This window comes from Citrobacter sp. Cpo061 (genome assembly GCF_030332845.1).
Taxonomy (GTDB): domain Bacteria; phylum Pseudomonadota; class Gammaproteobacteria; order Enterobacterales; family Enterobacteriaceae; genus Citrobacter; species Citrobacter portucalensis.
On record NZ_JAOWHB010000019.1, the window covers coordinates 138,222 to 163,429 of the forward strand.

Annotated in this window: 24 protein-coding genes and 1 tRNA gene; 9 read left to right on the forward strand and 16 right to left on the reverse strand. The window is 53.6% G+C overall.

Annotated elements, in window-relative coordinates; genetic code table 11:
* Window positions 1–61: 61 nt before the first annotated feature.
* From OGX97_RS01960 to dolP, 4 genes are read left to right on the forward strand one after another with little or no spacing between them, the layout of a single operon-like run.
* A complete protein-coding gene (locus tag OGX97_RS01960) occupies window positions 62–2,113 on the forward strand; it encodes a penicillin-binding protein activator (protein WP_100271868.1) in 2,052 nt (683 codons plus the stop codon).
* Entirely contained in the window at window positions 2,071–2,466 is a 396-nt protein-coding gene (locus OGX97_RS01965) for a YraN family protein (RefSeq protein ID WP_279850787.1), read from the forward strand. Before OGX97_RS01960 ends, OGX97_RS01965 begins: the two co-directional genes overlap by 43 nt.
* A 34-nt stretch (window positions 2,467–2,500) precedes the next feature.
* A complete protein-coding gene (gene diaA / locus OGX97_RS01970) occupies window positions 2,501–3,091 on the forward strand; it encodes a DnaA initiator-associating protein DiaA (RefSeq protein ID WP_003024948.1) in 591 nt (196 codons plus the stop codon).
* 9 nt (window positions 3,092–3,100) lie between these two features.
* A complete protein-coding gene (dolP, locus tag OGX97_RS01975; protein WP_279850786.1) occupies window positions 3,101–3,676 on the forward strand; it encodes a division/outer membrane stress-associated lipid-binding lipoprotein in 576 nt (191 codons plus the stop codon).
* Window positions 3,677–3,760: 84 nt separating this feature from the next.
* On the opposite strand, the gene OGX97_RS01980 is transcribed toward dolP, so the two are convergent.
* Window positions 3,761–4,396 (reverse strand): NAD(P)H-binding protein, encoded by a 636-nt coding sequence (locus OGX97_RS01980; RefSeq protein ID WP_149607308.1) that lies wholly within the window; start codon window positions 4,394–4,396, stop codon window positions 3,761–3,763.
* Window positions 4,397–4,432: 36 nt separating this feature from the next.
* Window positions 4,433–4,861, reverse strand: coding sequence for a YhbP family protein (locus tag OGX97_RS01985; protein WP_032945092.1), 429 nt, complete (start codon window positions 4,859–4,861; stop codon window positions 4,433–4,435).
* 52 nt (window positions 4,862–4,913) lie between these two features.
* On the opposite strand from OGX97_RS01985, the gene OGX97_RS01990 reads away from it, so the two are divergent.
* Window positions 4,914–5,204, forward strand: a complete 291-nt coding sequence (locus tag OGX97_RS01990) for a GIY-YIG nuclease family protein (RefSeq protein ID WP_048236838.1) — start codon at window positions 4,914–4,916, stop codon at window positions 5,202–5,204.
* Here OGX97_RS01990 and OGX97_RS01995 read toward each other — a convergent pair.
* Together OGX97_RS01995 and ubiT are read right to left on the reverse strand one after the other, a co-directional pair.
* Complete coding sequence (locus OGX97_RS01995) at window positions 5,201–5,704, reverse strand: GNAT family N-acetyltransferase (protein ID WP_008785907.1); 504 nt, start codon at window positions 5,702–5,704, stop codon at window positions 5,201–5,203. The two genes, OGX97_RS01990 and OGX97_RS01995, sit on opposite strands and share 4 nt — an antisense overlap.
* Window positions 5,698–6,222 (reverse strand): ubiquinone anaerobic biosynthesis accessory factor UbiT, encoded by a 525-nt coding sequence (gene ubiT / locus OGX97_RS02000; RefSeq protein ID WP_003828637.1) that lies wholly within the window; start codon window positions 6,220–6,222, stop codon window positions 5,698–5,700. The genes OGX97_RS01995 and ubiT overlap by 7 nt, the downstream gene beginning before the upstream one ends.
* 220 nt (window positions 6,223–6,442) lie before the next feature.
* Between ubiT and ubiU the strand changes: the two genes are divergently transcribed.
* From ubiU to OGX97_RS02015, 3 genes are all read left to right on the forward strand, one after another.
* Window positions 6,443–7,438: a ubiquinone anaerobic biosynthesis protein UbiU gene (ubiU, locus tag OGX97_RS02005; RefSeq protein WP_003024971.1), complete on the forward strand. Its 996-nt coding sequence runs from the start codon at window positions 6,443–6,445 to the stop codon at window positions 7,436–7,438.
* Between the two features lie 8 nt (window positions 7,439–7,446).
* Window positions 7,447–8,325, forward strand: a complete 879-nt coding sequence (locus OGX97_RS02010) for a U32 family peptidase (RefSeq protein ID WP_020996351.1) — start codon at window positions 7,447–7,449, stop codon at window positions 8,323–8,325.
* Between the two features lie 178 nt (window positions 8,326–8,503).
* Window positions 8,504–9,511, forward strand: a complete 1,008-nt coding sequence (locus tag OGX97_RS02015) for a luciferase-like monooxygenase (protein WP_111464725.1) — start codon at window positions 8,504–8,506, stop codon at window positions 9,509–9,511.
* Between the two features lie 88 nt (window positions 9,512–9,599).
* Here the strand turns inward: OGX97_RS02015 and mtr are convergent, their stop codons facing one another.
* From mtr to OGX97_RS02075, 12 genes are all read right to left on the reverse strand, one after another.
* Complete coding sequence (gene mtr / locus OGX97_RS02020) at window positions 9,600–10,844, reverse strand: tryptophan permease (RefSeq protein ID WP_279850784.1); 1,245 nt, start codon at window positions 10,842–10,844, stop codon at window positions 9,600–9,602.
* A gap of 146 nt (window positions 10,845–10,990) precedes the next feature.
* The gene (locus OGX97_RS02025) at window positions 10,991–12,919 is read right to left on the reverse strand and encodes a DEAD/DEAH family ATP-dependent RNA helicase (protein ID WP_003828643.1); all 1,929 of its coding nucleotides are present in this window, start codon (window positions 12,917–12,919) and stop codon (window positions 10,991–10,993) included.
* Window positions 12,912–12,992, reverse strand: coding sequence for a protein YrbN (yrbN, locus tag OGX97_RS02030; protein WP_010723222.1), 81 nt, complete (start codon window positions 12,990–12,992; stop codon window positions 12,912–12,914). The genes OGX97_RS02025 and yrbN overlap by 8 nt, the downstream gene beginning before the upstream one ends.
* Window positions 12,993–13,098: 106 nt before the next feature.
* Complete coding sequence (gene nlpI, locus OGX97_RS02035) at window positions 13,099–13,983, reverse strand: lipoprotein NlpI (protein ID WP_003024982.1); 885 nt, start codon at window positions 13,981–13,983, stop codon at window positions 13,099–13,101.
* Between the two features lie 109 nt (window positions 13,984–14,092).
* Window positions 14,093–16,225, reverse strand: coding sequence for a polyribonucleotide nucleotidyltransferase (gene pnp / locus OGX97_RS02040; RefSeq protein WP_008785911.1), 2,133 nt, complete (start codon window positions 16,223–16,225; stop codon window positions 14,093–14,095).
* Window positions 16,226–16,471: 246 nt separating this feature from the next.
* Window positions 16,472–16,741, reverse strand: a complete 270-nt coding sequence (gene rpsO / locus OGX97_RS02045; RefSeq protein WP_000059465.1) for a 30S ribosomal protein S15 — start codon at window positions 16,739–16,741, stop codon at window positions 16,472–16,474.
* 273 nt (window positions 16,742–17,014) lie between these two features.
* Window positions 17,015–17,959, reverse strand: coding sequence for a tRNA pseudouridine(55) synthase TruB (gene truB, locus OGX97_RS02050; RefSeq protein ID WP_174770994.1), 945 nt, complete (start codon window positions 17,957–17,959; stop codon window positions 17,015–17,017).
* Window positions 17,959–18,363, reverse strand: a complete 405-nt coding sequence (gene rbfA, locus OGX97_RS02055) for a 30S ribosome-binding factor RbfA (protein WP_003024988.1) — start codon at window positions 18,361–18,363, stop codon at window positions 17,959–17,961. Before rbfA ends, truB begins: the two co-directional genes overlap by 1 nt.
* A 149-nt stretch (window positions 18,364–18,512) precedes the next feature.
* Window positions 18,513–21,203 (reverse strand): translation initiation factor IF-2, encoded by a 2,691-nt coding sequence (gene infB, locus OGX97_RS02060; protein ID WP_003828710.1) that lies wholly within the window; start codon window positions 21,201–21,203, stop codon window positions 18,513–18,515.
* 24 nt (window positions 21,204–21,227) lie between these two features.
* Window positions 21,228–22,715 carry a transcription termination factor NusA gene (gene nusA, locus OGX97_RS02065; RefSeq protein ID WP_003024992.1) on the reverse strand — a complete coding sequence of 496 codons (1,488 nt, stop codon included), beginning with the start codon at window positions 22,713–22,715 and terminating at the stop codon, window positions 21,228–21,230.
* 28 nt (window positions 22,716–22,743) lie between these two features.
* Complete coding sequence (gene rimP, locus OGX97_RS02070; protein WP_003024996.1) at window positions 22,744–23,196, reverse strand: ribosome maturation factor RimP; 453 nt, start codon at window positions 23,194–23,196, stop codon at window positions 22,744–22,746.
* Window positions 23,197–23,403: 207 nt separating this feature from the next.
* Window positions 23,404–23,480 (reverse strand) — tRNA-Met (locus OGX97_RS02075).
* A gap of 333 nt (window positions 23,481–23,813) precedes the next feature.
* On the opposite strand from OGX97_RS02075, the gene argG reads away from it, so the two are divergent.
* Window positions 23,814–25,157: an argininosuccinate synthase gene (gene argG, locus OGX97_RS02080; RefSeq protein WP_005131837.1), complete on the forward strand. Its 1,344-nt coding sequence runs from the start codon at window positions 23,814–23,816 to the stop codon at window positions 25,155–25,157.
* Window positions 25,158–25,208 lie beyond the last annotated feature (51 nt).

Genomic DNA, 25,208 nt, shown 5'->3' on the forward strand with positions numbered 1-25,208 from the left:
TGTCGTCCGTATTGCCGATTTAATATTGAGCATTGAGTAAAAAAATATCACTGGATACAGTATGGTACCCTCAACATTTTCTCGTTTGAAAGCCGCACGCGCGCTACCAGTCATTCTGGCAGCACTGATTTTCGCAGGCTGTGGCACCCAGGCGCCAGACCAGAGTGCAGCCCATATGCAGGGCACTGCGCAGGCTGATTCCGGCTTTTATCTGCAACAAATGCAGCAAAGCTCAGATGATAGCAAGACCAACTGGCAATTACTCGCCATTCGTGCACTGCTGAAAGAAGGCAAGAGCCAGCAGGCTATCGAACTGTTTAACCAGCTACCGCAGAAGCTAAGCGATACCCAGCAGCGTGAGCAGTCACTGTTGGCCGTCGAGATTAAGCTCGCGCAGAAGGATGTCGCTGGCGCACAGGCCCTGCTGGATAAGTTAACTCCCGCCGATTTCGATCAAAACCAACAGGCACGCTACTGGCAAGCGCAAATCGACGTCAACCAGGGTCGCCCGTCTCTGACGCTGCTGCGCGCCCTGATCGCGCAGGAACCGCTGCTGGCCGCGAATGCTAAGCAGAAAAATATGGACGCCACCTGGCAGGCGCTGTCGTCCATGACCCAGGAGCAAGCGCAAGCGCTGGTCATCAATGCTGATGAAAACGTGCTGCAAGGCTGGCTGGATCTCCAGCGCGTCTGGTTCGATAACCGTAACGATCCGGACATGATGAAAGCTGGTATTGCGGACTGGCAGAAACGTTATCCGCAAAACCCAGGAGCAAAACTGTTACCAACACAGTTGGTTAACGTGCAGAGCTTTAAGCCCGCCTCCACCAGCAAAATCGCCCTGCTGTTACCACTGAACGGTCAGGCCGCTGTATTTGGCCGTACTATTCAGCAAGGCTTTGAAGCTGCGAAAAACATGGGCACTCAACCTGTCGCAGCCCCTGTTGCTGTCGCACCTGCCGCAGTTCCAGCTGCCGCGACCACCACAGAACAGCCGCAAACGACTGACGGCGTTGCCAGCCCGTCTCAGGCGTCAGTAAGCGATCTGACCAACGAGACGCCGGCTCAGCCAGAAACACCTGCTGTGCAGCCCGCAGCACCCGCTCAGCCAACAACCGCCAGCGCACCGGCGAATCCATCCGCTGAGCTGAAAATCTACGACACTTCATCACAGCCGCTGAACCAGATCCTGACTCAGGTTCAGCAGGATGGCGCCAGCATCGTGGTTGGCCCACTGTTGAAGAACAATGTTGAAGAGCTGATGAAAAGTAACACGCCATTGAACGTCCTGGCGCTTAACCAGCCGGAGTCGGTGAAAAATCTGCCGAACGTCTGCTACTTCGCCCTGTCGCCAGAAGATGAAGCGCGCGACGCCGCACGCCACATCCGCGATCAGGGAAAACAGACGCCGCTGTTGTTGATTCCACGGAGTTCATTAGGCGATCGCGTTGCCAACGCCTTTGCACAGGAATGGCAAAAACTGGGTGGCGGCGTGGTATTGCAGCAGAAGTTCGGCTCCACCGCTGAACTTAAAATGGGCGTCAACGGCGGCTCGGGGATTTCCCTGACAGGCAGCCCGGTGGCCTCCTCTGTGCCAGCCCAACCCGGCGTGACGATTGGCGGTCTGACCATCCCGGCAGCACCTACCGATGCGCAAATCACCGGCGGCAGCGGTCGTGTTGATGCCGTGTATATTCTGGCGACGCCGGAAGAAATTGCATTTATTAAGCCGATGATCGCCATGCGCAACGGCAGTCAGAGCGGAGCAACGCTGTACGCCAGCTCTCGTAGTGCGCAGGGCACTGCCGGCCCGGATTTCCGTCTGGAGATGGAAGGCTTGCAGTACAGCGAAATTCCGATGCTGGCAGGCGCTAATGCGCCTCTTATGCAGCAGGCGCTTGGCGCGGTTCGTAACGACTACTCGCTGGCGCGTATGTATGCCATGGGTGTCGATGCCTGGTCGCTTGCCAACCACTTCTCGCAAATGCGTCAGGTGCAGGGTTTCGAAATTAACGGCAATACCGGGGCCTTAACCGCAACGCAGGATTGTGTGATTAACAGGAAGTTATCATGGCTCAAATACCAGCAAGGACAAGTCGTCCCTGCCAGTTAACGAGTAAACAGACCGGTGACGCGTGGGAATCCACCGCGCGTGACTGGCTGCTGAGCAAGGGACTGCATTTTATCGCCGCCAACGTGCGTGAACGTGGTGGCGAAATCGACCTGATAATGCGTGAAGGCAACACCACCGTATTTGTTGAGGTTCGCTACCGACGCTCAGCACAGTTCGGTGGTGCGGCGGCGAGTGTGACCCGGAGCAAACAACACAAATTATTACAGACCGCCCGCTTGTGGCTTGCGCGCCACAATGGGAGTTTTGATACTGTGGATTGCCGGTTCGATGTGTTAGCCTTCACCGGAAATGATGTTGAGTGGTTTAAGGACGCGTTCAACGACCGCTCATAGTTGAAGATTCAGAGCCTGGTTCTTAAGGATTAGCGTGTTAGATAGAATTAAAGTCTGCTTTACAGAAAGCATTCAAACTCAGATAGCTGCGGCTGAAGCACTTCCGGATGCAATCTCCCGTGCCGCCATGACGCTGGTTCAGTCCCTGCTCAATGGCAACAAAATTCTCTGTTGTGGTAATGGGACGTCCGCTGCCAACGCACAGCATTTTGCTGCCAGCATGATCAATCGTTTTGAAACAGAACGCCCAAGTTTACCTGCGATTGCACTAAACACTGATAATGTGGTCTTAACTGCGATTGCCAACGATCGCCTGCACGACGAAGTTTATGCAAAACAAGTCCGTGCGCTGGGACATGCAGGTGATGTTCTGCTGGCAATCTCTACGCGTGGTAATAGCCGCGATATCGTAAAAGCCGTTGAAGCCGCCGTGACACGCGACATGACAATCGTCGCGCTGACCGGGTATGACGGAGGGGAACTGGCCGGATTACTGGGGCCACAGGATGTTGAAATCCGTATACCCTCACACCACAGCGCCCGCGTTCAGGAAATGCACATGCTGACGGTCAACTGCCTTTGCGATCTTATCGATAACACGCTTTTCCCTCACCAGGATGATTAAGGAGTACACATGAAGGCATTTTCGCCGCTTGCTGTGATTATCGCTACACTGCTGCTGCAAGGCTGTGTCGCTGCCGCCGTTGTTGGAACTGCAGCTGTCGGGACTAAAGCCGCGACGGATCCTCGTAGTGTCGGCACCCAGGTTGATGACAGTACCCTGGAATTACGCGTCAATACGGCGTTGTCGAAAGATGCCCAGATCAAGAAAGAAGCGCGAATCAACGTGAGCGCATATCAGGGTAAAGTGCTGCTGGTCGGCCAGTCGCCGAATAGCGAACTGTCTGCACGTGCAAAACAGATTGCGATGGGCGTAGAAGGTACGACTGAGGTCTTTAATGAGATCCGTCAGGGCCAGCCAATCGGTCTGGGCGATGCGTCCAACGATACCTGGATAACCACCAAAGTACGTTCCCAGTTACTGACCAGCGATCAGGTGAAATCCTCTAACGTGAAAGTAACGACAGAGAACGGAGAAGTGTTCCTGTTAGGTCTGGTGACCGAGCGTGAAGCGAAGGCGGCGGCGGATATCGCCAGCCGGGTAAGCGGCGTGAAACGCGTCACGACAGCCTTTACGTTTATTAAGTAACACGCCTGTAGATGGCATCTTATCCGGCCTACAGAACGTAATCGTTTGTAGGCCGGAGAAGCGTCAGCGCCATCCGGCATTTTTTTATTTAGCCCTTTCGCGTAGCTCGGAAGAGGTCAGGATCGAAACCCCTTCATGCCCAGGTGCCAGCGCTTCTGCCAGCATTGCCCGAGCAACATCGCGCGCTTCAATCGACTTCCAGTTACCCGGCAGCAGCCTGAACAACGGCGCTAAAAACATCTCATTCGTCCGCTGTTTGTCCCTATCCCCCAGTAGCATTGAAGGCCGGACAATCGTCAGCCGTGGCCAATCCTGCGCGATCAGCGCCTGCTCCATTTCACCTTTCACCCGATTATAAAAAAACGGTGAATTCGCATTGGCGCCCATCGAACTCACTACCAGCATATGCTGGGCGCCTAACCTACGTCCCGTCAGGGCCGTATCTACCACCAGCGTGTAGTCAGCATGGATAAACGCCTCTTTGCTGCCCGCTTCACGCCGGGTAGTCCCCAAACAACAAAAGACAATATCGACCGGATCGGTGACCTGCGCCAGAGCATCGGTTAGCTGCGGATCATGGGGGTTATAGATACCAACCGTATCTGCCAGCGGTCGACGCGTTGGTGCCGTGATGGCATTGACCCGGGGTTCATTGAGCAGCATACGCAGCAAATGTCCGCCCACCAGCCCCGTGGCTCCCGTTATTAACACCTGACTCATCGCTTATCTTCCCCAGGTCTTCAATCACTGTTCTAACTATAGATCACGCAGCCAGTGCATCTTTTTACCGAAGCCCAGCGTGTTGTCCGTAAATTTGACTTCATCCAGTCGAATTTCCCATACGGGTGCTGGCAGCATTCTGGCGACGGGGAAACGGCGGTTGTAGGCTTTACGCGCAGCTTCGCTCTCCTGTCCTTCAAGACGCCGGATTTCCCCTTTAAACTGTACGCCCCGAATCAGAGCGACGGTTTTAGGCTGACCGTTTACTGTACCGGCAATCGGCGCGCGGGGTCCGGACATCTGCGCATGCCGCGTTTTCTCTTCAGTCAGCACATAGAACACCATCTTCTGCGCATCAAATAGGTAAAACGCATTGGCGCACCACAATTCACCTTCATGGTGTACGCACCAGGTCACGACGTGCTGTTTTGCCAGCCAGCGAGACACCGCAGTCAGTGTTTCCATTTCTGTTCTCTTTTATACTGTAGGCCTGAAAATTATCACGTCGATGGTAACAATGACACCCTGGTATCTGTACCTGATCCGTACCGCAGACAACGCCTTATACACCGGAATAACCACCGATGTGCAGCGCCGCTATAAGCAGCATCAAAATGGGAAAGGCGCGAAGGCGCTACGCGGAAAGGGGGAACTCACGTTGGCATTTGCGGCGCAGGTCGGCGACCGTTCGCTGGCCCTGCGCATAGAGTATCGCGTTAAACAGCTCACCAAGCGGCAGAAAGAGCGCCTTGTCGAAGGCGAAGGGTTTGAGGCGCTATTAAGCAGCCTGCAAACCCCGGAAGCTTAAAAGCGATTGAAGTGGTCGTGGTATTCCACAAGTCCCGTCACGCCATCCAGCGCATCGTCCGCCAGGCGATGAACCTGGAACGCGCTTTCGGTGCCCGGCCAGCGGCAACGCAGGTCATGATGGGCCGCCAGCTCAAAGCCAAAGCGGCTGTACAGGGCCGGATCCCCCAGCGTAACCACCGCTGCGTAGCCAAACTCGTTCAACGAATCGAGTCCTTCATAGACCAGCTGACGCGCCAGGCCCTGCCCCCGGTAGTTTTCATCCACCGCGAGCGGCGCCATGCCGACCCATTGCAGATCTTCACCCTGAACATCGACTGGGCTGAACGCGACGTAACCTACTACCTGACCTTCATCATCGGTAGCAACCAGACCCAGCGTTAAGAAACCATCTTCACGCAGGTCGTGCACTAATTTCGCTTCCGCATCGCTCTCAAATGAACGGCGCAGCAGCGCATCAATACCAGGGGCATCAATGGGAATTTCAACTCGAATCAGCATGGCTCACCTACCGAGGTCTGTTTGGTTTCTGGCGACGTTTTCATCCCCGCCTCAACAAAATCCGCCAACTGCATCAGCATGACGCGCAACGCTTTAGGCATCTGCTCCAGTTCGATGGCATCCATCAGATTTTTTACGTATAGCCCTAATTCTGTATCACCTTCAATCACCAGACGACGCTGGAAGAAAAGCGTATCCGGATCCTGCTTGCGGGCCACGATCATCAGCAGATCGCTGGCATCGGCGCTAAAACTCACATCCGCATCTGCATTCTGGCTGACGATAAGTTTATCGTTCTCAACAGAGGTATACCATTTGAGGTCAATGTCACGCACATGAATGCTCAGCCAGCGACCTTCGAGAAACTCCAGCTCCCCATCGGCCAGCGCCTGACTAAACTGCCAGCTCAGGACCTGCTCCAGAACCTGGCGCTTCAGCGCAAAGGGCGTCAGTTTAACTGGTACACTCATCAGAGAAGGACCAAATTGTACTAAGCGTGAACGCAGTTTATCCAACACGAGCTTTACTCCCTGTTTCAATAGTCCTGCTATTTTGCCATATCAAATAAACGACATAGCGGCATAAATCAACAATTCGATGCGAAATTGTTACCTCTTTATTGGTGTCACCAATACGACTTTAACTGCCTCAAATCAAAAATTGTCTCAGCAAGGTTAACTAAAATCCCCATTCGTTAACATTTCTGCGCCCATCACGGCGCAACGTTCAGGATAAATTATGGAGCTGCTCTGCCCTGCCGGAAACCTACCGGCGCTTAAGGCGGCCATCGAGAACGGCGCTGATGCTGTCTACATCGGGCTGAAAGATGATACCAACGCCCGTCATTTCGCCGGCCTTAATTTTACCGAGAAAAAATTGCAGGAAGCGGTGAGTTTTGTCCATCAGCACCGCCGTAAGCTGCACATTGCGATTAACACCTTTGCGCACCCGGATGGTTACGCGCGCTGGCAACGTGCCGTTGATATGGCAGCGCAACTGGGTGCAGACGCGCTGATCCTTGCCGACCTCGCCATGCTTGAGTATGCCGCAGAGCGCTACCCGCATATTGAGCGCCATGTCTCTGTTCAGGCATCTGCAACCAATGAAGAGGCAATTAATTTCTATCATCGCAACTTTGACGTCGCCCGCGTGGTGCTGCCGCGCGTGCTGTCTATTCATCAGGTGAAACAGCTCGCTCGCGTCACGCCAGTTCCTCTGGAAGTGTTCGCCTTCGGTAGCCTGTGCATTATGGCGGAAGGCCGTTGCTATCTTTCGTCCTATCTGACGGGTGAGTCTCCTAATACGGTTGGTGCATGCTCGCCTGCCCGTTTTGTCCGCTGGCAACAGACCCAACAAGGGCTGGAATCCCGTCTTAATGAAGTGCTGATCGACCGCTATCAGGACGGGGAAAACGCCGGTTATCCGACGCTATGCAAAGGCCGCTATCTGGTTGACGGCGAGCGTTACCATGCGCTGGAAGAACCCACCAGCCTGAACACGCTGGAGCTGCTGCCGGAACTACTGGCAGCCAATATTGCCTCGGTGAAAATCGAAGGTCGTCAGCGCAGCCCGGCCTATGTCAGTCAGGTGGCGAAAGTGTGGCGTCAGGCGATCGACCGCTGTATGGCCGACCCGCAAAACTACGTCCCGCAGGCCGCGTGGATGGAAACGCTCGGTTCTATGTCCGAAGGCACGCAGACCACGCTTGGCGCGTATCACCGTAAATGGCAGTGAGAGAAGCAATGAAATATTCCTTAGGGCCAGTCCTGTGGTACTGGCCGAAAGAAACGCTGGAAGATTTTTATCAGCAGGCTGCCGTAAGCCAGGCCGACGTTATCTATCTTGGTGAAGCGGTATGCAGTAAACGCCGCGCCACCAAAGTGGGCGACTGGCTCGATATGGCGAAATCGCTCGCTGGCAGCGGTAAACAGGTTGTGCTGTCAACACTGGCGCTGGTGCAGGCCTCTTCTGAACTGGGAGAGCTGAAGCGCTATGTCGAAAACGGTGACTTCCTGCTGGAAGCCAGCGATCTCGGCGTAGTAAACATGTGCGCCGAGCGTAAGCTGCCGTTTGTCGCCGGGCATGCGCTCAACTGCTACAACGCGGTTACCCTGCGTATCCTGCTCAAACAAGGCATGGTGCGCTGGTGTATGCCGGTAGAGCTTTCCCGCGACTGGCTGGCAAACTTGCTCAACCAGTGTGATGAGCTGGGTATTCGCAATCAGTTTGAAGTTGAGGTGCTGAGCTACGGGCATCTGCCGCTGGCGTACTCTGCCCGCTGCTTTACCGCGCGCTCTGAAGACCGTCCAAAAGACGAGTGTGAAACCTGCTGCATCAAATATCCGAACGGGCGCGATGTGCTGTCGCAGGAGAATCAGCAGGTCTTTGTCCTCAACGGGATCCAGACCATGAGCGGCTATGTTTACAACCTCGGCAACGAACTGACATCGATGCAGGGGCTGGTTGATATTGTGCGTCTGTCCCCTTCAGGCACTGAAACATTCGCCATGCTCGACGCCTTCCGCGCCAATGAAAATGGCAGTGCCCCATTACCGCTTGCCGCCCACAGTGACTGTAACGGCTACTGGAAGCGACTGGCTGGACTGGAGCTGCAGGCCTAGCCGGATGCGGCATAAATGCCTTATCGGGCCTACAAATAGCGATCCCGTAGGCCCGATAAGCGCAGCGCCATCGGGCATGTTATATTCGATGCCCGCTGTATAAAGCTCACTTTGTTAACAACATTCGCTAATCTTTAATGCAGTATTAAAAGATTAACCGGTAACAAAGTGAGCCGTTATGACTGACAAAACTATTCCGTTCTCGGTGCTGGATCTGGCGCCGATCCCTGAAGGGTCTTCGGCAAAAGAGGCCTTCACACACTCGCTTGATCTCGCTCAACTGGCCGAAAAACGCGGTTACCACCGCTATTGGCTGGCGGAACATCACAACATGACCGGCATCGCCAGCGCAGCAACCTCAGTGCTGATTGGTTATCTGGCTGCCAATACCACCACGCTGCATCTCGGGTCTGGCGGCGTGATGTTGCCTAACCATTCGCCGCTGGTGATCGCCGAGCAGTTCGGTACCCTGAACACGCTATATCCGGGACGAATCGATCTCGGGCTTGGTCGCGCACCGGGCAGCGATCAACCAACAATGCGCGCACTGCGCCGCCATATGAGCGGTGATATCGATAACTTCCCACGTGATGTAGCTGAACTGGTGGACTGGTTCGACGCCCGCGATCCTAATCCCCATGTACGCCCGGTTCCCGGCTACGGCGAGAAGATCCCGGTCTGGTTATTAGGCTCTAGCCTGTACAGCGCACAACTGGCGGCCCAGCTTGGTCTGCCGTTTGCCTTCGCCTCGCACTTTGCCCCGGATATGCTGCATCAGGCGCTGCATTTGTATCGCACCCAATTCAAACCCTCGGCGCGGCTGGCAAAACCGTATGCGATGGTGTGCATCAACATTATTGCCGCCGACAGCAATCGCGACGCCGAGTTTCTTTTCACCTCCATGCAGCAGGCCTTTGTGAAGCTGCGTCGTGGCGAAACCGGCCAGCTACCGCCGCCGGTAGAGAATATGCATCAGCTGTGGTCCGCTTCTGAGCAGTACGGCGTACAACAGGCGCTGAGCATGTCGCTGGTCGGTGATAAGGCAAAAGTGCGGCATGGTCTCGACGCCATTTTGCGTGAAACCCAGGCTGATGAGATTATGGTTAACGGCCAGATTTTTGATCATCAGGCACGTCTACATTCGTTTGATTTGGCGATGGATGTGAAGCAGGAATTATTGGGGTAGTGCTATTTGTGCCGGATGGCGGCTGCGCCTTATCCGGCCTACTCAATCTCTGTGGGCCCGGTAAGCGTAGCGCCACCGGGCAATTGTTCTACTGGTATACAGGCAACAGATTCACGCTCGACAGAATATGGATAACCGCGTTGCCGATACCGAATACCAGGATCAGCGCAATCATCGGCTTGCCGCCCCAGACACGGAATTTCGGGCTACCGAAACGCTCGCGGGATTTACGTGCCAGCAGCGCCGGAACAATGGCGGCCCAGATGGTTGCCGCGAGTCCTGCATAGCCAATGGCGTACAGGAAACCGTTCGGCCACAGCAAGCCACCGATAATTGGTGGGACAAACGTCAGCAATGCCGTTTTGAAACGTCCCATTACCGAGTCATCAAAGCCAAACAGATCCGCCAGATAGTCAAACAGACCGAGCGTAACGCCGAGGAATGAACTCGCCACCGCAAAGTTGGAGAACACCACCAGCAGCAGATCCAGACTGCGGCTGTTTAGTACACCGCTCAGCGCCTGTACCAGCACATCAATGTTACCGCCCTGCTGCGCAATACCGATAAACTCCGGACGCGGAATGTTACCCATCGTCCCCAGCAACCACACGGTATACAGCACCAGCGCCAGCAGCGTGCCGTACACCAGACACTTAACGATGGTCTTCGGATCTTTGCCGTAGTACTTCATCAGGCTCGGGACGTTGCCGTGATAGCCGAATGAGGCCAGACAGAACGGTAGCGTCATCAGCAGGTACGGCGTATACGAAGCATTGCTTTCCGCCACGTTAAACAACGTTGTGGGCTGAACGTGTCCCAATAAGCTGCCGAAGGTCAGGAAAAAGGTAATCACCTTCGCGCCCAGCACAATCGCCGTCATGCGGCTCACCGCTTTGGTACTTAACCACACCACAAACGCCACCAGCAACGCAAAGCCAAGACCTGCCGCACGCGCCGGAACGTTCAACGACATCTCGGAGAAGGTGTGATGCAGGATCGAACCGCTCGCCGAGATATACGCGTAGGTTAGAATATAGAGAACGAAAGCAATCGAGATGCCGTTCACCACGTTCCAGCCTTTGCCCAGCAGATCTTTCGTGATGGTGTCAAAGCTGGAACCAATACGGTAATTGAGGTTAGCTTCAAGGATCATCAGCCCGGAGTGCAGCATGCAGAACCAGGTGAAGATCAGCGCTGCCATTGACCAGAAGAACCACGCCCCGGACATGACCACTGGCAGAGAAAACATCCCCGCGCCAATAATGGTGCCGCCGATGATCACCACGCCGCCGAGCAGCGAAGGTGACGTTTGGGTGGTGGTTAGTGTTGCCATTTAGCCATCTCTCCAGTCATTTATATTGTGACTACATCTCAATGTGCTGCACTGTACCAGTACACGAGTACAATTGAAATAAAAAAAGCCCCGATTGTTGAGATCGGGGCCGTATATTTTACTTTACAGCTATAAAGCTAAAAGGCTTATGCATCACCGCCGAAACGACGACGACCAGCAGAGTCATCACGACGCGGAGCAGAAGAATCGTCACGACGCGGACCACGGTTGCCTTCACGACGTTCGCCACTGAAACGACGACCATCGCCACGACCGCCTTCACGACGTTCACCGCTAAAGTTACGACCTTCACCGCGACCGCCTTCACGACGCTCACCGCTGAAACGACCACCGCCACGACGCTCACCACCGGTGTGCGGAACCGCATCGCCAACCAGCTGCATGTTCATCGGCTTGTTCAGGATGCGAGTACGGGTAAAGTGCTGCAGCACGTCGCCCGGCATACCTTTCGGCAGTTCGATGGTGGAGTGGGAAGCAAACAGCTTGATGTTACCGATGTAACGGCTGCTGATATCACCTTCGTTAGCAATCGCACCAACGATATGACGAACTTCAACACCGTCATCACGGCCCACTTCAATGCGGTACAGCTGCATGTCACCAACATCACGACGTTCACGACGCGGACGGTCTTCACCACCACGGTCATTACGGTCACGAGGGCCACGATCGTTGCGGTCGCGCGGACCACGGTCATCACGGTCGCGGAATTCGCGTTTCGGACGCATCGGCGCATCTGGCGGCAGGATCAGAGGACGTTCGCCCTGAGCCATTTTCAGCAGTGCAGCTGCCAGCGTTTCGATATCCAGCTCTTCTTCCGGCTGCATTTTCGCCAGCAGAGCACGGTACTGATCCAGATCGCTGCTTTCCAGCTGCTGCTGAACTTTAGCAGCGAATTTTTCCAGACGGCGTTTGCCCAGCAGATCTGCGTTCGGCAGTTCTACTTCCGGAATAGTCAGCTTCATGGTGCGTTCGATGTTACGCAGCAGACGACGCTCGCGGTTCTCAACGAACAGCAGCGCACGACCCGCACGACCCGCACGACCGGTACGGCCGATACGGTGAACGTAAGACTCGGAATCCATCGGGATGTCGTAGTTAACAACCAGGCTGATACGCTCAACGTCCAGGCCACGGGCCGCAACGTCGGTTGCAATCAGAATATCCAGACGGCCATCTTTCAGACGCTCCAGAGTCTGCTCACGCAGGGACTGGTTCATGTCGCCGTTCAGTGCAGCGCTGCTATAACCGCTACGCTCCAGCGCTTCTGCTACTTCCAGGGTCGCATTTTTGGTACGTACGAAGATAATCGCCGCATCAAAGTCTTCTGCTTCCAGGAAACGCACCAGCGCTTCATTTTTACGCATGCCCCACACAGTCCAGTAGCTCTGGCTGATGTCAGGACGGGTAGTAACGCTGGACTGAATACGTACTTCCTGCGGCTCTTTCATAAAGCGGCGGGTAATACGACGAATCGCTTCCGGCATGGTTGCAGAGAACAGAGCGGTCTGATGACCTTCCGGGATCTGCGCCATGATGGTTTCAACGTCTTCGATGAAGCCCATACGCAGCATTTCGTCAGCTTCGTCCAGTACCAGACCGCTCAGTTTGGAGAGGTCCAGAGTACCGCGCTTCAGGTGATCCAGCAGACGACCCGGCGTACCGACGACGATCTGTGGCCCCTGACGCAGGGCACGTAATTGCACGTCATAACGCTGGCCGCCGTACAGGGCAACCACGTTCACGCCGCGCATGTGTTTAGAGAAATCCGTCATGGCTTCTGCTACCTGAACCGCCAGTTCGCGGGTCGGTGCCAGCACCAGAATCTGAGGTGCCTTCAGCTCAGGATCAAGATTGTTGAGCAGCGGTAAAGAGAACGCTGCGGTTTTGCCGCTACCTGTCTGGGCCATACCCAGAACATCGCGGCCGCCCAGCAGATGCGGAATGCACTCTGCCTGGATTGGAGATGGTTTTTCGTAACCCAGATCGTTAAGGGCTTCAAGGATAGGAGCCTTCAGGCCCAGATCTGCAAAAGTGGTTTCGAATTCAGCCATGTAGTACGTGTGCCTCAAAATTAATGGCGGCCAGTCTACATAACTCATCATGAAATTGATCTGCAATTTTCATTGAAAAGTGTGAACCGGCTCAAAGTAGGTGTATTAACGAACAACAACGCCCTCACCCGTGAAGGTGATGGCAATCAAAAAAGATTACGGGCTGATGTGTACGTCAGCTATTGCTGGTCCGATTCTGCCAGGTCATCTTGGTCCTGGCCCAGGAGCGATAATTCCAACAATGCGTATCGGTGCTCAACAAAGTTATGAACGTTGTTAGCCACCGCCAGTTTGAACAATGCCGTAGCGTTGTCCAAATCCCCCAGACTTAGGTAGTACTTACCTAAATAGAAGTTGGTTTCACTGAGATGCTCAGCGAGCGAGGTGTTATCCGTTGCGTCCGCCTTCAGGCGTTCCATCAGCGTTGCTTCGCTAATGTTGCCCAGGTAGAACTCGACAATGTTCCATCCCCATTGCTCTTTATCCGATTTCTCAAAGCGTTGCTTCAACGCTTCTTTAGCCTGCTTCTCATCGAGCTTCTGCTCGGCAAGATAAAGCCACAGACTACGGAAAGGATCATTGGGATCGTCTTGATAAAACGCTAGCAGATCATCTTGCGCTAACTTGTCGCGACCGCCGTAATACAATGCGATACCGCGATTTAAGTGCGCGTAGTTGTAAGTTGGATCAAGCTCAAGTACAGAATCAAACGCTTCATAGGCAGCATCAAAATTGCCTGCCTGCGTTAAATATATACCTAAGTAATTGAATACTTCAGGCATATCTGGTCGGATTGCCAGCGCTTGTGAAAAATCATTTCGCGCCAATGCCCTCAGACCGAGACTATCATACAACACTCCGCGCTCATATAAAAGCTGTGCGCGTTCGTCATCGGTTAAAGCCCGACTGGCAAGAATTTGTTCCATACGTGCCAGAATCACTTCCTGCTGCAAAGTCGGTTGCAATGGTACTGCGAGGACTTCACTCTTTCGCCAGGCGGAATTACTGCATCCAGCCAGCGTGAGTGCTGTCGCAACGAAACACCAGCGCAAAAAAGGCTTCATTTCCCACTCCCGAAGACAACGATTGAATGAACGTCCAGGTTCCCCGGTTGCTAACAAGGCATCCTGCCGGGTTAAAGGCCCTCCGCTTTCACGGAGGGCAATGGCAACCTTACTCGCCCTGGCTTGCCGGAGCTTCCGGTTCGCCTGCAGGCTGAGACTGCTCAGTTGCTTCTTTAATGCTCAGACGTACACGGCCCTGGCGATCAACTTCCAGAACTTTGACCGGTACTTCCTGGCCCATCTGCAGGTAGTCGGTCACTTTCTCAACGCGCTTGTCAGCGATCTGAGAGATGTGTACCAGACCTTCTTTACCGCCACCAATGGCAACGAATGCGCCAAAGTCAACGATACGGGTCACTTTACCATTGTAGATACGGCCTACTTCGATCTCTGCGGTGATCTCTTCGATACGACGGATAGCATATTTCGCTTTCTCACCGTCGGTCGCAGCAATCTTCACGGTACCATCATCTTCGATTTCAATGGTGGTGCCGGTTTCTTCGGTCAGAGCACGGATAACAGAACCGCCTTTACCGATAACGTCTTTGATCTTGTCCGGGCTGATCTTGATAGTGTGGATACGCGGAGCGAACTGAGAAATATCGCCACGCGGAGCGTTGATCGCTTGTTCCATCACACCCAGGATGTGCAGACGCGCACCTTTAGCCTGGTTCAGAGCAACCTGCATGATTTCTTTGGTGATACCTTCAATTTTGATATCCATCTGCAGTGCAGAGATACCGTCGCGGGAACCCGCCACTTTGAAGTCCATATCGCCCAGGTGGTCTTCGTCGCCCAGGATGTCAGACAGAACAACAAAGTTGTCGCCTTCTTTCACCAGACCCATCGCGATACCCGCAACGGCTGCTTTGATCGGCACGCCTGCGTCCATCAGCGCCAGGGAAGCACCACATACGGAAGCCATGGAAGAAGAACCGTTAGATTCGGTGATTTCAGAAACCACACGCACGGTGTACGGGAATTTATCCAGTTCCGGCATTACTGCCAGTACGCCACGCTTAGCCAGACGGCCGTGACCAATCTCACGACGCTTCGGAGAACCGACCATACCGGTTTCACCTACGCAGTACGGAGGGAAGTTGTAATGGAACAGGAAGTTGTCAGTACGCTCGCCCATCAGTTCGTCGAGGTTCTGCGCATCACGAGTGGTACCCAGGGTCGCAGTAACCAGCGCCTGAGTTTCGCCACGGGTGAACAGTGCGGAACCGTGGGTACGCGGCAGAACGCCAGTACGCACGTCCAGGCCACGGATCATGTCTTTTTCACGGCCATCGATGCGCGGCTCGCCTGCCAGTACGCGGCTGCGAACAACGTTTTTCTCGATAGCGTGCAGGATTTCACCCAGTTCGTTAGCGTCCAGGGTTTCGTCTTCAGCCACCAGAGTCGCGATGGTTTCAGATTTGATCACGTCAACCTGAGCATAACGCTCTTGTTTGTCAGTGATACGGTAAGCATCGCTCAGGCGAGCTTCTGCCAGTGCGGCAACGCGTGCGTTCAGCGCTTCGTTGACGGCTTCTGGCTGCCAGTCCCAACGCGGTTTGCCAGCTTCTTTCGCCAGCTCGTTGATCGCCTGAATCACAACCTGCTGCTGTTCGTGACCGAACACAACAGCGCCCAGCATCTGATCTTCGCTCAGCAGTTCAGCTTCGGATTCAACCATCAGTACGGCTGCTTCAGTACCTGCAACAACCAGGTCCAGCTTGCTTTCTTTCAGTTCGTCCTGAGTCGGGTTCAGTACGTACTGGTCATTGATGTAACCAACACGTGCAGCACCGATCGGGCCGTTGAATGGGATACCAGACAGAGTCAGCGCAGCAGATGCACCAATCATTGCCACGATGTCCGGGTTAACCTGTGGGTTAACGGAAACAACGGTCGCGATAACCTGAACTTCGTTAACGAAGCCTTCCGGGAACAGCGGGCGAACCGGGCGGTCAATCAGACGCGCGATCAGGGTTTCACCTTCGCTCGGACGGCCTTCACGACGGAAGAAGCTACCCGGGATACGGCCAGCAGCGTAGGTACGCTCCTGATAGTTAACGGTCAGCGGGAAAAAGTCCTGGCCTGGTTTCGCTTTTTTCTGACCAACAACGGTAACGAATACCGCGGTGTCATCCATGCTAACCATAACAGCGGCAGTCGCCTGACGCGCCATCATGCCGGTTTCCAGCGTAACGGTATGCTGACCGTACTGGAATTTACGAACGATCGGATTAAGCAAAATAATATCCTTTCTCTATTTTTTGACGGCACATTTTTGCGCCATCGTTAATACCCGATCTTCTGCGCATCCTCGCGACTAATGACAACCCTAACCCATAAGCATGAGTAAAGCCTCTCATTAGCCGCGCGAACCTCTGCAACGGAAGATCATTCATAGCAACAATACATTAGTTTCCAGCGAATTGCTGCCATCTGCTGGAAAAAAGGGGCCATGAAGGCCCCCTCTTTCTGAAACTCGAAAGAATTAGCGACGCAGGCCCAGACGCTCGATCAGCGCGGTGTAACGTGCAACATCTTTACGTTTCAGATAGTCGAGCAGTTTACGACGCTGAGAAACCATGCGCAGCAGACCACGACGGCTGTGGTGATCTTTTTTGTGCTCTGCAAAGTGGCCCTGCAGGTGGTTAATCTGTGCAGTCAACAGAGCAACCTGAACATCGGTAGAACCGGTGTCGTTTGCATCACGACCAAACTCAGAAACGATTTTAGCGGTAGCTTCAGTACTTAGAGACATTTTAAAACTCCAAAGTGATAAGAATGAAAGGATGCCGATCTCTAATTCAGCTATCCCAGTGTATACACTTTATCCTTCAAACTGACTCTGCGTTGGCTGCGTCCGCTCACCTCAGTCACTTACCTAAGTAAGCTCCTGAGGATCCTCAGACTTGCCGCCTTGATGCAGCTCGAATGATTTTGTGTATACGCCACGCAGATTGTTAAACAATTCACGCGACGTTAAGCGGCAGTATTCTACTCGCAGCGCCCTTTTATCGCAAGACAGAGAGCGCTATGCAGGATACTCAACCACCAGGCGGCGGGGGGCGACACGACCTTCATCGTCCATCTCCCCCATGCCAATAAACTTGCCGTCATCGCCTTCCGTCACGCGTACCAGCCCTTCCAGCGGGGCGCCTGTCGTCCGTACCGGATTACCATTTTTAAAGTAAACCGACGATGTTAAAGGCAAATTAACAACAGGATAGTCCGATGCCGGACTGTCCATTGGCATCAGCAAAGGATCAAGCAGCTGAGCCGCCGGAATGTTCTGCTGTTCTGCCTGTTCGACCAGCTCACGCAGGTGTTCCAGCGTGACCATACGATCCACCGGATACTTGCTGACCGTCAGACGACGCAGATACGTTACGTGCGCGCCGCAGCCCAGCTTCTCACCGAGATCGTCAACGATGGTACGAATATAGGTGCCTTTGGAGCAGTGAACTTCCAGCTCCAGTTCGTTACCTTCATGACGGATAAACAGCAGCTCATAGACGGTAATCGGGCGCGCTTCACGCGGCACTTCAATGCCCTGACGCGCATATTCGTACAGCTTCTTACCCTGATACTTCAGCGCCGAATACATCGACGGAATCTGCTCGATATTGCCGCGGAAAGTCTCCAGCGCGCTCGCCAGTTGTTCTGCGGTGAAGGTTACCGGACGCTCCTGCACGATCTGCCCATCGGCATCGGAAGTGTCAGTACGCTGGCCCAGACGGGCAACCACGCGATAGCGTTTGTCAGAATCCAGCAAATACTGTGAAAACTTTGTCGCTTCACCAAGGCAGATAGGCAGCATGCCTGTCGCCAGCGGATCCAACGCGCCGGTATGTCCCGCGCGGTTGGCATTGTAGATGCGCTTTACTTTTTGCAGCACGTCATTGCTGGACATGCCCTGCGGCTTATCCAGCAGCAGGACACCATGAATATCGCGACCACGACGACGAGGACGACTCATCAGTCCTCCTTGCTGTCGTCCGCTGGGTTCACACGACGCTCATCGTCATGTTTCACCACGCTGGTCACTAGGTTGGACATGCGCATCCCTTCAACCAACGAGTTGTCGTAGAAGAAGGTCAGCTCAGGCACGATACGCAGACGCATTGCTTTACCCAGCAGAGAGCGGATAAAACCAGAGGCTTCCTGCAGTGCCTTAATGCCGTTTTTCACGGCAGCTTCGTCCTGATCGTTGAGGAAAGTCACGAATACTTTGGCATATGCCAGATCACGGGACATCTCAACACCCGATACGGTGGTCATCATGCCAACACGCGGGTCTTTGATTTCGCGTTGCAGGATGAGTGCGATTTCTTTCTGCATCTCCTGCGCGACACGCTGCGGGCGACCAAATTCTTTCGCCATAATAAATTCTCCAGACAAAAAAGGGGCATTCAGCCCCTTTTGAAAATAATTCGGTGATTAGGCTGTAGGCCTGATAAGCGTAGCGCCATCAGGCATTACATTGCCGGATGTCGGCGTAAACGCCTTATCCGGCCTACACCCGAACAACCTTAAGCAATTGTACGTTTGATCTCGATGATCTCGAACACTTCGATCATATCGCCAACGCGAACGTCGTTGTAGTTCTTAACGCCGATACCACATTCCATACCGTTACGGACTTCGTTAACGTCATCTTTGAAGCGGCGCAGGGACTCCAGCTCGCCTTCATAGATAACCACGTTGTCGCGCAGTACGCGGATTGGGTTGTGACGTTTAATCGTGCCTTCGGTAACCATACAGCCTGCGATAGCGCCGAATTTCGGTGATTTGAACACATCACGAACCTCAGCCAGACCAATGATCTGCTGTTTCAGTTCCGGAGACAGCATGCCGCTCATCGCTGCTTTCACTTCGTCGATCAGATGATAGATGACGGAGTAGTAACGCAGATCCAGACTTTCTGATTCGATAACTTTACGTGCAGAGGCATCAGCACGTACGTTGAAGCCAACCAGAATCGCGTTGGATGCCGCAGCCAGGGTTGCGTCGGTTTCGGTGATACCACCTACGCCAGAACCGATGATCTTCACTTTTACTTCGTCGGTAGACAGTTTCAGTAAAGAGTCGGAAATCGCTTCTACAGAACCCTGTACGTCAGCCTTCAGCACGATGTTCACTTCGTGAACTTCGCCTTCGGTCATGTTGGCGAACATGTTCTCAAGTTTAGATTTCTGCTGACGAGCCAGTTTAACTTCACGGAATTTGCCCTGACGGTACAGTGCAACTTCACGCGCTTTCTTCTCGTCACGAACAACGGTAACTTCGTCACCCGCAGCCGGAACACCGGACAGACCGAGGATTTCCACCGGAATGGACGGACCCGCTTCCAGTACTTCCTGACCCAGTTCGTTACGCATCGCACGAACGCGGCCGTATTCGAAACCACACAGAACGATATCGCCCTTGTTCAGGGTACCTTCGCGAACCAGGACGGTAGCAACCGGGCCACGACCTTTATCCAGGAAGGATTCGATAACCGCACCGCTCGCCATACCTTTACGCACAGCTTTCAGTTCCAGTACTTCGGCTTGCAGCAGGATAGCATCCAGCAGTTCGTCGATACCGGTACCCGCTTTCGCAGAAACGTGAACGAACTGGCTCTCGCCGCCCCACTCTTCCGGCATGATGCCGTACTGGGACAGTTCGTTTTTAACGCGATCTGGATCCGCTTCCGGTTTATCGATTTTGTTGACTGCAACAACTACCGGCACACCTGCCGCTTTCGCGTGCTGGATAGCTTCGATAGTCTGCGGCATCACGCCGTCGTCTGCTGCAACAACCAGAACAACGATATCCGTTGCCTGAGCACCACGAGCACGCATGGAGGTAAACGCGGCGTGACCCGGGGTGTCCAGGAAGGTGATCATACCGTTGTCAGTTTCAACGTGGTACGCACCGATGTGCTGAGTAATGCCGCCCGCTTCGCCAGAGGCCACTTTCGTTGAACGAATGTAGTCCAGCAGAGACGTTTTACCGTGGTCAACGTGACCCATGATGGTCACTACCGGTGCGCGCGGTTCAGCCGCAGCGCCGGTGTCACGGTCGCTCATTACTGCTTCTTCCAGCTCGTTTTCACGACGCAGGATAACTTTGTGGCCCATCTCTTCGGCAACCAGCTGTGCGGTTTCCTGGTCGATGACCTGGTTGATAGTCGCCATTGCGCCCAGTTTCATCATTGCTTTGATGACCTGAGAGCCTTTGACCGCCATCTTGTTCGCCAGATCGCCAACGGTGATGGTTTCGCCGATCACAACGTCACGGTTAACGGCCTGAGCTGGCTTCTGGAAGCCCTGCTGCAGAGCGGAACCTTTACGCTGCTTGCCGCCTTTACCGCCGCGAACCGCTGCACGTGCTTCTTCACGGTCAGCTTTAGATTCAGCGTGTTTGTTACCTTTCTTCGCCGGACGCGCAGCTTTAGTGCTGCGAGTACGACCACGACCGCCTTCAACTTCACGATCGTTCTCGTCTTCAGCCTGGCGAGCATGCTGAGAGGTGGTGACGTGATAATCACTGGTGTCTTCGACAGGTTCAGCGTTATTCACACCATTTTTCTCGTTTTCTTCCGCCATACGGCGAGCTTCTTCCGCTACGCGGCGCGCTTCTTCTTCAAGCTTGCGACGTGCTTCTTCTTCCGCTTTACGCTTCAGTTCTGCGGCTTCATTTTCACGGCGGGCTTTTTCGGCCTGGGCGGTTTTAGTCATATCGTCGGTCTGTTGATTGCTCACTTTGTCTTTTTCCGCAGCTTCACGTTTCGCTTTATCAGCGGCTTCACGCTTAGCTTGTTCTGCGGCCTCACGTTCGGCTTTTTGTTGCGCCTCGCGTTTGGCAGCTTCTTCTGCCTCACGACGGGCTTGCTCTTCCGCTTCACGCTGCGCCTGCTCTTCCGCGGCAAGGCGTTCAGCCTCTTGCGGATCGCGTTTTACAAAGGTGCGTGTCTTGCGGACTTCGATTTGTACCGATTTGCTTTTTCCACCGGTACCTGGAATATTGAGAGTACTGCGCGTTTTACGCTGCAATGTCAACTTATCCGGCGCTGAGCCGTTTTCACGGTTCAAATGCGCCAGTAAGGTTTGTTTCTCTTGTGCGGACACAGAGTCGTCAGCAGACTTCGGGATACCGGCATCAGCAAATTGCTGTACCAGGCGATCTACGGAAGTCTGTATCTCTGCAGCCAGCGTTTTTACGGTTACATCTGTCATACTGTTCCTTCCTGCTACAGTTTATTACGCTTCGTCGCCGAACCAGCAAATATTACGGGCAGCCATAATCAGCTCACCGGCTTTTTCGTCGGTCAACCCTTCGATATCAGCCAGATCATCAATGCCCTGTTCAGCGAGATCTTCCAGCGTACAAACACCACGGGCCGCCAGTTTGAAGGCCATCTCACGATCCAATCCTTCCAGATTCAGCAGATCGTCAGCCGGTTTGTTATCACCGAGGCTTTCTTCCTGGGCCAGTGCCAGAGTGGTCAGTGCGTTTTTAGCACGCTCGCGCAGCGCTTCAACGGTCTGTTCATCCAGACCGTCAATTTCCAGCAGTTCTTTCATTGGCACGTAGGCCAGTTCTTCCAGCGTCGCAAAACCTTCTTCCACCAGAACGGTCGCGAAATCTTCATCGATATCGAGATATTTGGTGAAGGTATCGATGGCTGCATGTGCTTCAGCCTGATGCTTCGCTTGCAGGTCATCAACGGTCATCACGTTGAGTTCCCAACCGCTCAGTTGTGAAGCCAGGCGGACGTTCTGACCATTACGTCCAATCGCCTGAGCCAGGTTACCGGCTTCAACCGCGATATCCATGGTGTGTTTGTCTTCATCCACCACGATAGAAGCGACGTCTGCTGGTGCCATTGCGTTAATCACGAACTGCGCCGGGTTATCATCCCACAGGACGATATCGATACGCTCGCCGCCCAGTTCGGTAGAAACCGCCTGAACGCGCGCACCGCGCATACCAACACAGGCGCCGACCGGATCAATACGCTTGTCGTTGGTCTTAACGGCGATTTTCGCGCGCGATCCCGGATCGCGAGCAGCCGCTTTAATTTCGATAACTTCTTCGCCGATTTCCGGCACTTCAATGCGGAACAGCTCAATCAGCATTTCCGGCTTGGAACGGGTTACGAACAGCTGTGCACCGCGCGCTTCCGGGCGAACTGAGTACAGAACGCCACGAATACGGTCACCAGGGCGGAAGTTTTCACGCGGCAGCATGTCTTCACGCAGGATCACAGCTTCAGCATTGCTGCCCAGATCCAGTGAAATGTTGTCGCGGTTTACTTTCTTCACCACACCGGTGACGATTTCGCCTTCATGTTCGCGGAACTGATCAACAACCATTGCGCGTTCAGCTTCACGTACTTTCTGTACGATAACCTGCTTCGCGGTCTGGGTAGTGATACGGTCAAAGGTGACAGATTCAATCTGATCTTCAACATATTCGCCCACGTTCAGACTTTCGTCTTCGAAGCGTGCCGCTTCCAGCGTAATTTCTTTGGTCGGCTGAGTAACTTCTTCTACGATTACCCAACGACGGAAGGTATCGAAATCACCGCTTTTACGATCGATTTCTACGCGAACGTCGATCTCTTGCTCATATTTTTTCTTTGTTGCTGTAGCCAGCGCACTTTCCAGCGCTTCAAAAATTTTCTCGCGTGGCAGCGCTTTTTCGTTGGATACGGCTTCAACAACAGCCAAAATTTCTTTGTTCATCGCGGGCTTTTCACCTCAATCCAGACTGTTAAAAGTGGGGAACCAGGTTCGCCTTCTGGATATTACTCAGCGCGAACACTTCATCTTTGCCTTCGACTGTGACCGTGATCATCTCACCGTCCACCGCTTTGATAACGCCCTGCCATTTACGACGGTTTTGTACCGCCATACGAAGAACCAGCGTGACTTCTTCACCCAGGAAACGCACGTAGTGTTCAGCTGTGAACAGAGGACGGTCGAGACCCGGAGAGGAGACTTCCAGGTTATAGGCAACGGTGATTGGGTCTTCGACATCCATCACGGCGCTTACCTGATGGCTCACATCAGCACAATCATCAACATTGATGCCATCTTCACTATCAATATAGATGCGCAGTGTGGATGTGCGACCACGAATAAATTCGATGCCGACCAGTTCGTAGCCCAGGGCTTCAACTGGCGCTGTAATCATCTCTGTTAATTTTTGCTCTAATGTGGACAAGCCCACCCCCAAGACATAAAAAAAGGGCCTAAAGCCCAGTTATTCTGTAGTCAGATAACAAAAAACCCCGATAAATCGGGGCTTTAGATAACTGAACCCTATAACCGCACCTGCGGTTCGGAGAACCTTCCGAAAGAATTTTTTTCAAATCCAGCTACGAAGGCCTAAGTCTTCACAGTATATTTGAAAAAGAACTCTAAGGGAAAGTGGTTGCGGGGGCCGGATTTGAACCGACGACCTTCGGGTTATGAGCCCGACGAGCTACCAGGCTGCTCCACCCCGCGCCTGAAACGTGGCAAATTTTACTCGTTTTGGGTAAAAAATGCAAATACTGCTGGGATTTGGTACCGAGACGGGACGTAAAATCTGCGCACAGTATATTGATTCACTATGCGTTATGTCAACCTTGTTACGACTATGCAAATCAATGAATGCTGCCCAGCGCTAGCCCAGCAAGATAAATATGCCGCCCACGCCGTTATTTAACGAAATTATCACTAAACTCTTCCTGTCATCCAGAAAAGATGATTAAATGAAAACTCATTTATTTTGCATAAAAATGCAATTAGTATAATAAGCCGACCTCTTCACCAGTCTATCAAGCAGGGTTTTATTTTATGACGACGATTCTCAAGCATCTCCCGGTAGGTCAACGTATTGGTATCGCTTTTTCCGGCGGCCTGGACACCAGTGCAGCACTGCTGTGGATGCGACAAAAAGGGGCTGTCCCATATGCATATACTGCGAATTTGGGCCAGCCGGATGAGGATGACTATGACGCCATTCCTCGCCGTGCAATGGAATATGGTGCTGAGAATGCTCGCCTGGTAGATTGCCGTAAGCAGCTGGTTGCCGAAGGGATCGCTGCCATTCAGTGCGGTGCATTCCACAACACCACCGGCGGACTGACCTATTTCAATACCACCCCGCTGGGCCGCGCCGTGACCGGCACCATGCTGGTTGCCGCCATGAAAGAAGATGGTGTAAACATCTGGGGCGACGGTAGCACCTATAAAGGTAACGATATTGAACGTTTCTATCGTTACGGTCTGCTGACCAACGCCGAACTGCAGATTTACAAACCATGGCTGGATACCGATTTTATCGATGAACTCGGCGGTCGCCATGAGATGTCCGAATTTATGATTGCCTGTGGTTTCGACTACAAAATGTCCGTTGAGAAAGCGTACTCAACAGACTCCAATATGCTCGGTGCGACTCACGAAGCAAAAGATCTGGAATTCCTGAACTCCAGCGTCAAAATCGTCAACCCGATTATGGGCGTGAAGTTCTGGGATGAGAGCGTGAAGATCCCGGCAGAAGAAGTGACCGTGCGTTTTGAACAGGGTCATCCGGTTGCTCTGAACGGTAAAACCTTCAGCGACGACGTTGAGATGATGCTGGAAGCCAACCGTATCGGCGGCCGTCACGGTCTGGGTATGAGCGATCAGATTGAAAACCGTATCATTGAAGCGAAGAGCCGTGGCATCTACGAAGCCCCGGGGATGGCATTGCTGCATATCGCCTACGAGCGTCTGCTGACCGGTATTCACAACGAGGATACCATCGAGCAGTATCACGCGCACGGTCGCCAGCTGGGTCGTCTGCTGTATCAGGGCCGCTGGTTCGACTCTCAGGCGCTGATGCTGCGTGACGGTCTGCAGCGTTGGGTTGCCAGCCAGATTACCGGCGAAGTCACGCTGGAACTGCGTCGTGGTAATGACTACTCAATCCTCAACACCGTGTCTGATAATCTGACGTACAAACCAGAACGTCTGACGATGGAAAAAGGCGACTCCGTATTCTCTCCGGATGACCGTATCGGTCAGTTGACCATGCGTAATCTGGATATCACCGATACCCGCGAGAAGCTGTTCGGCTATGCGCAGTCTGGCCTGCTGACCGCCTCTTCCGCAACCGGCCTGCCGCAGGTTGAGAATCTGGAAAATAAGGCGAAGTAAAGACTCACTATCTTAAGGCCGCGCAAGCGGCCTTTTTTATGCGCGGAATAT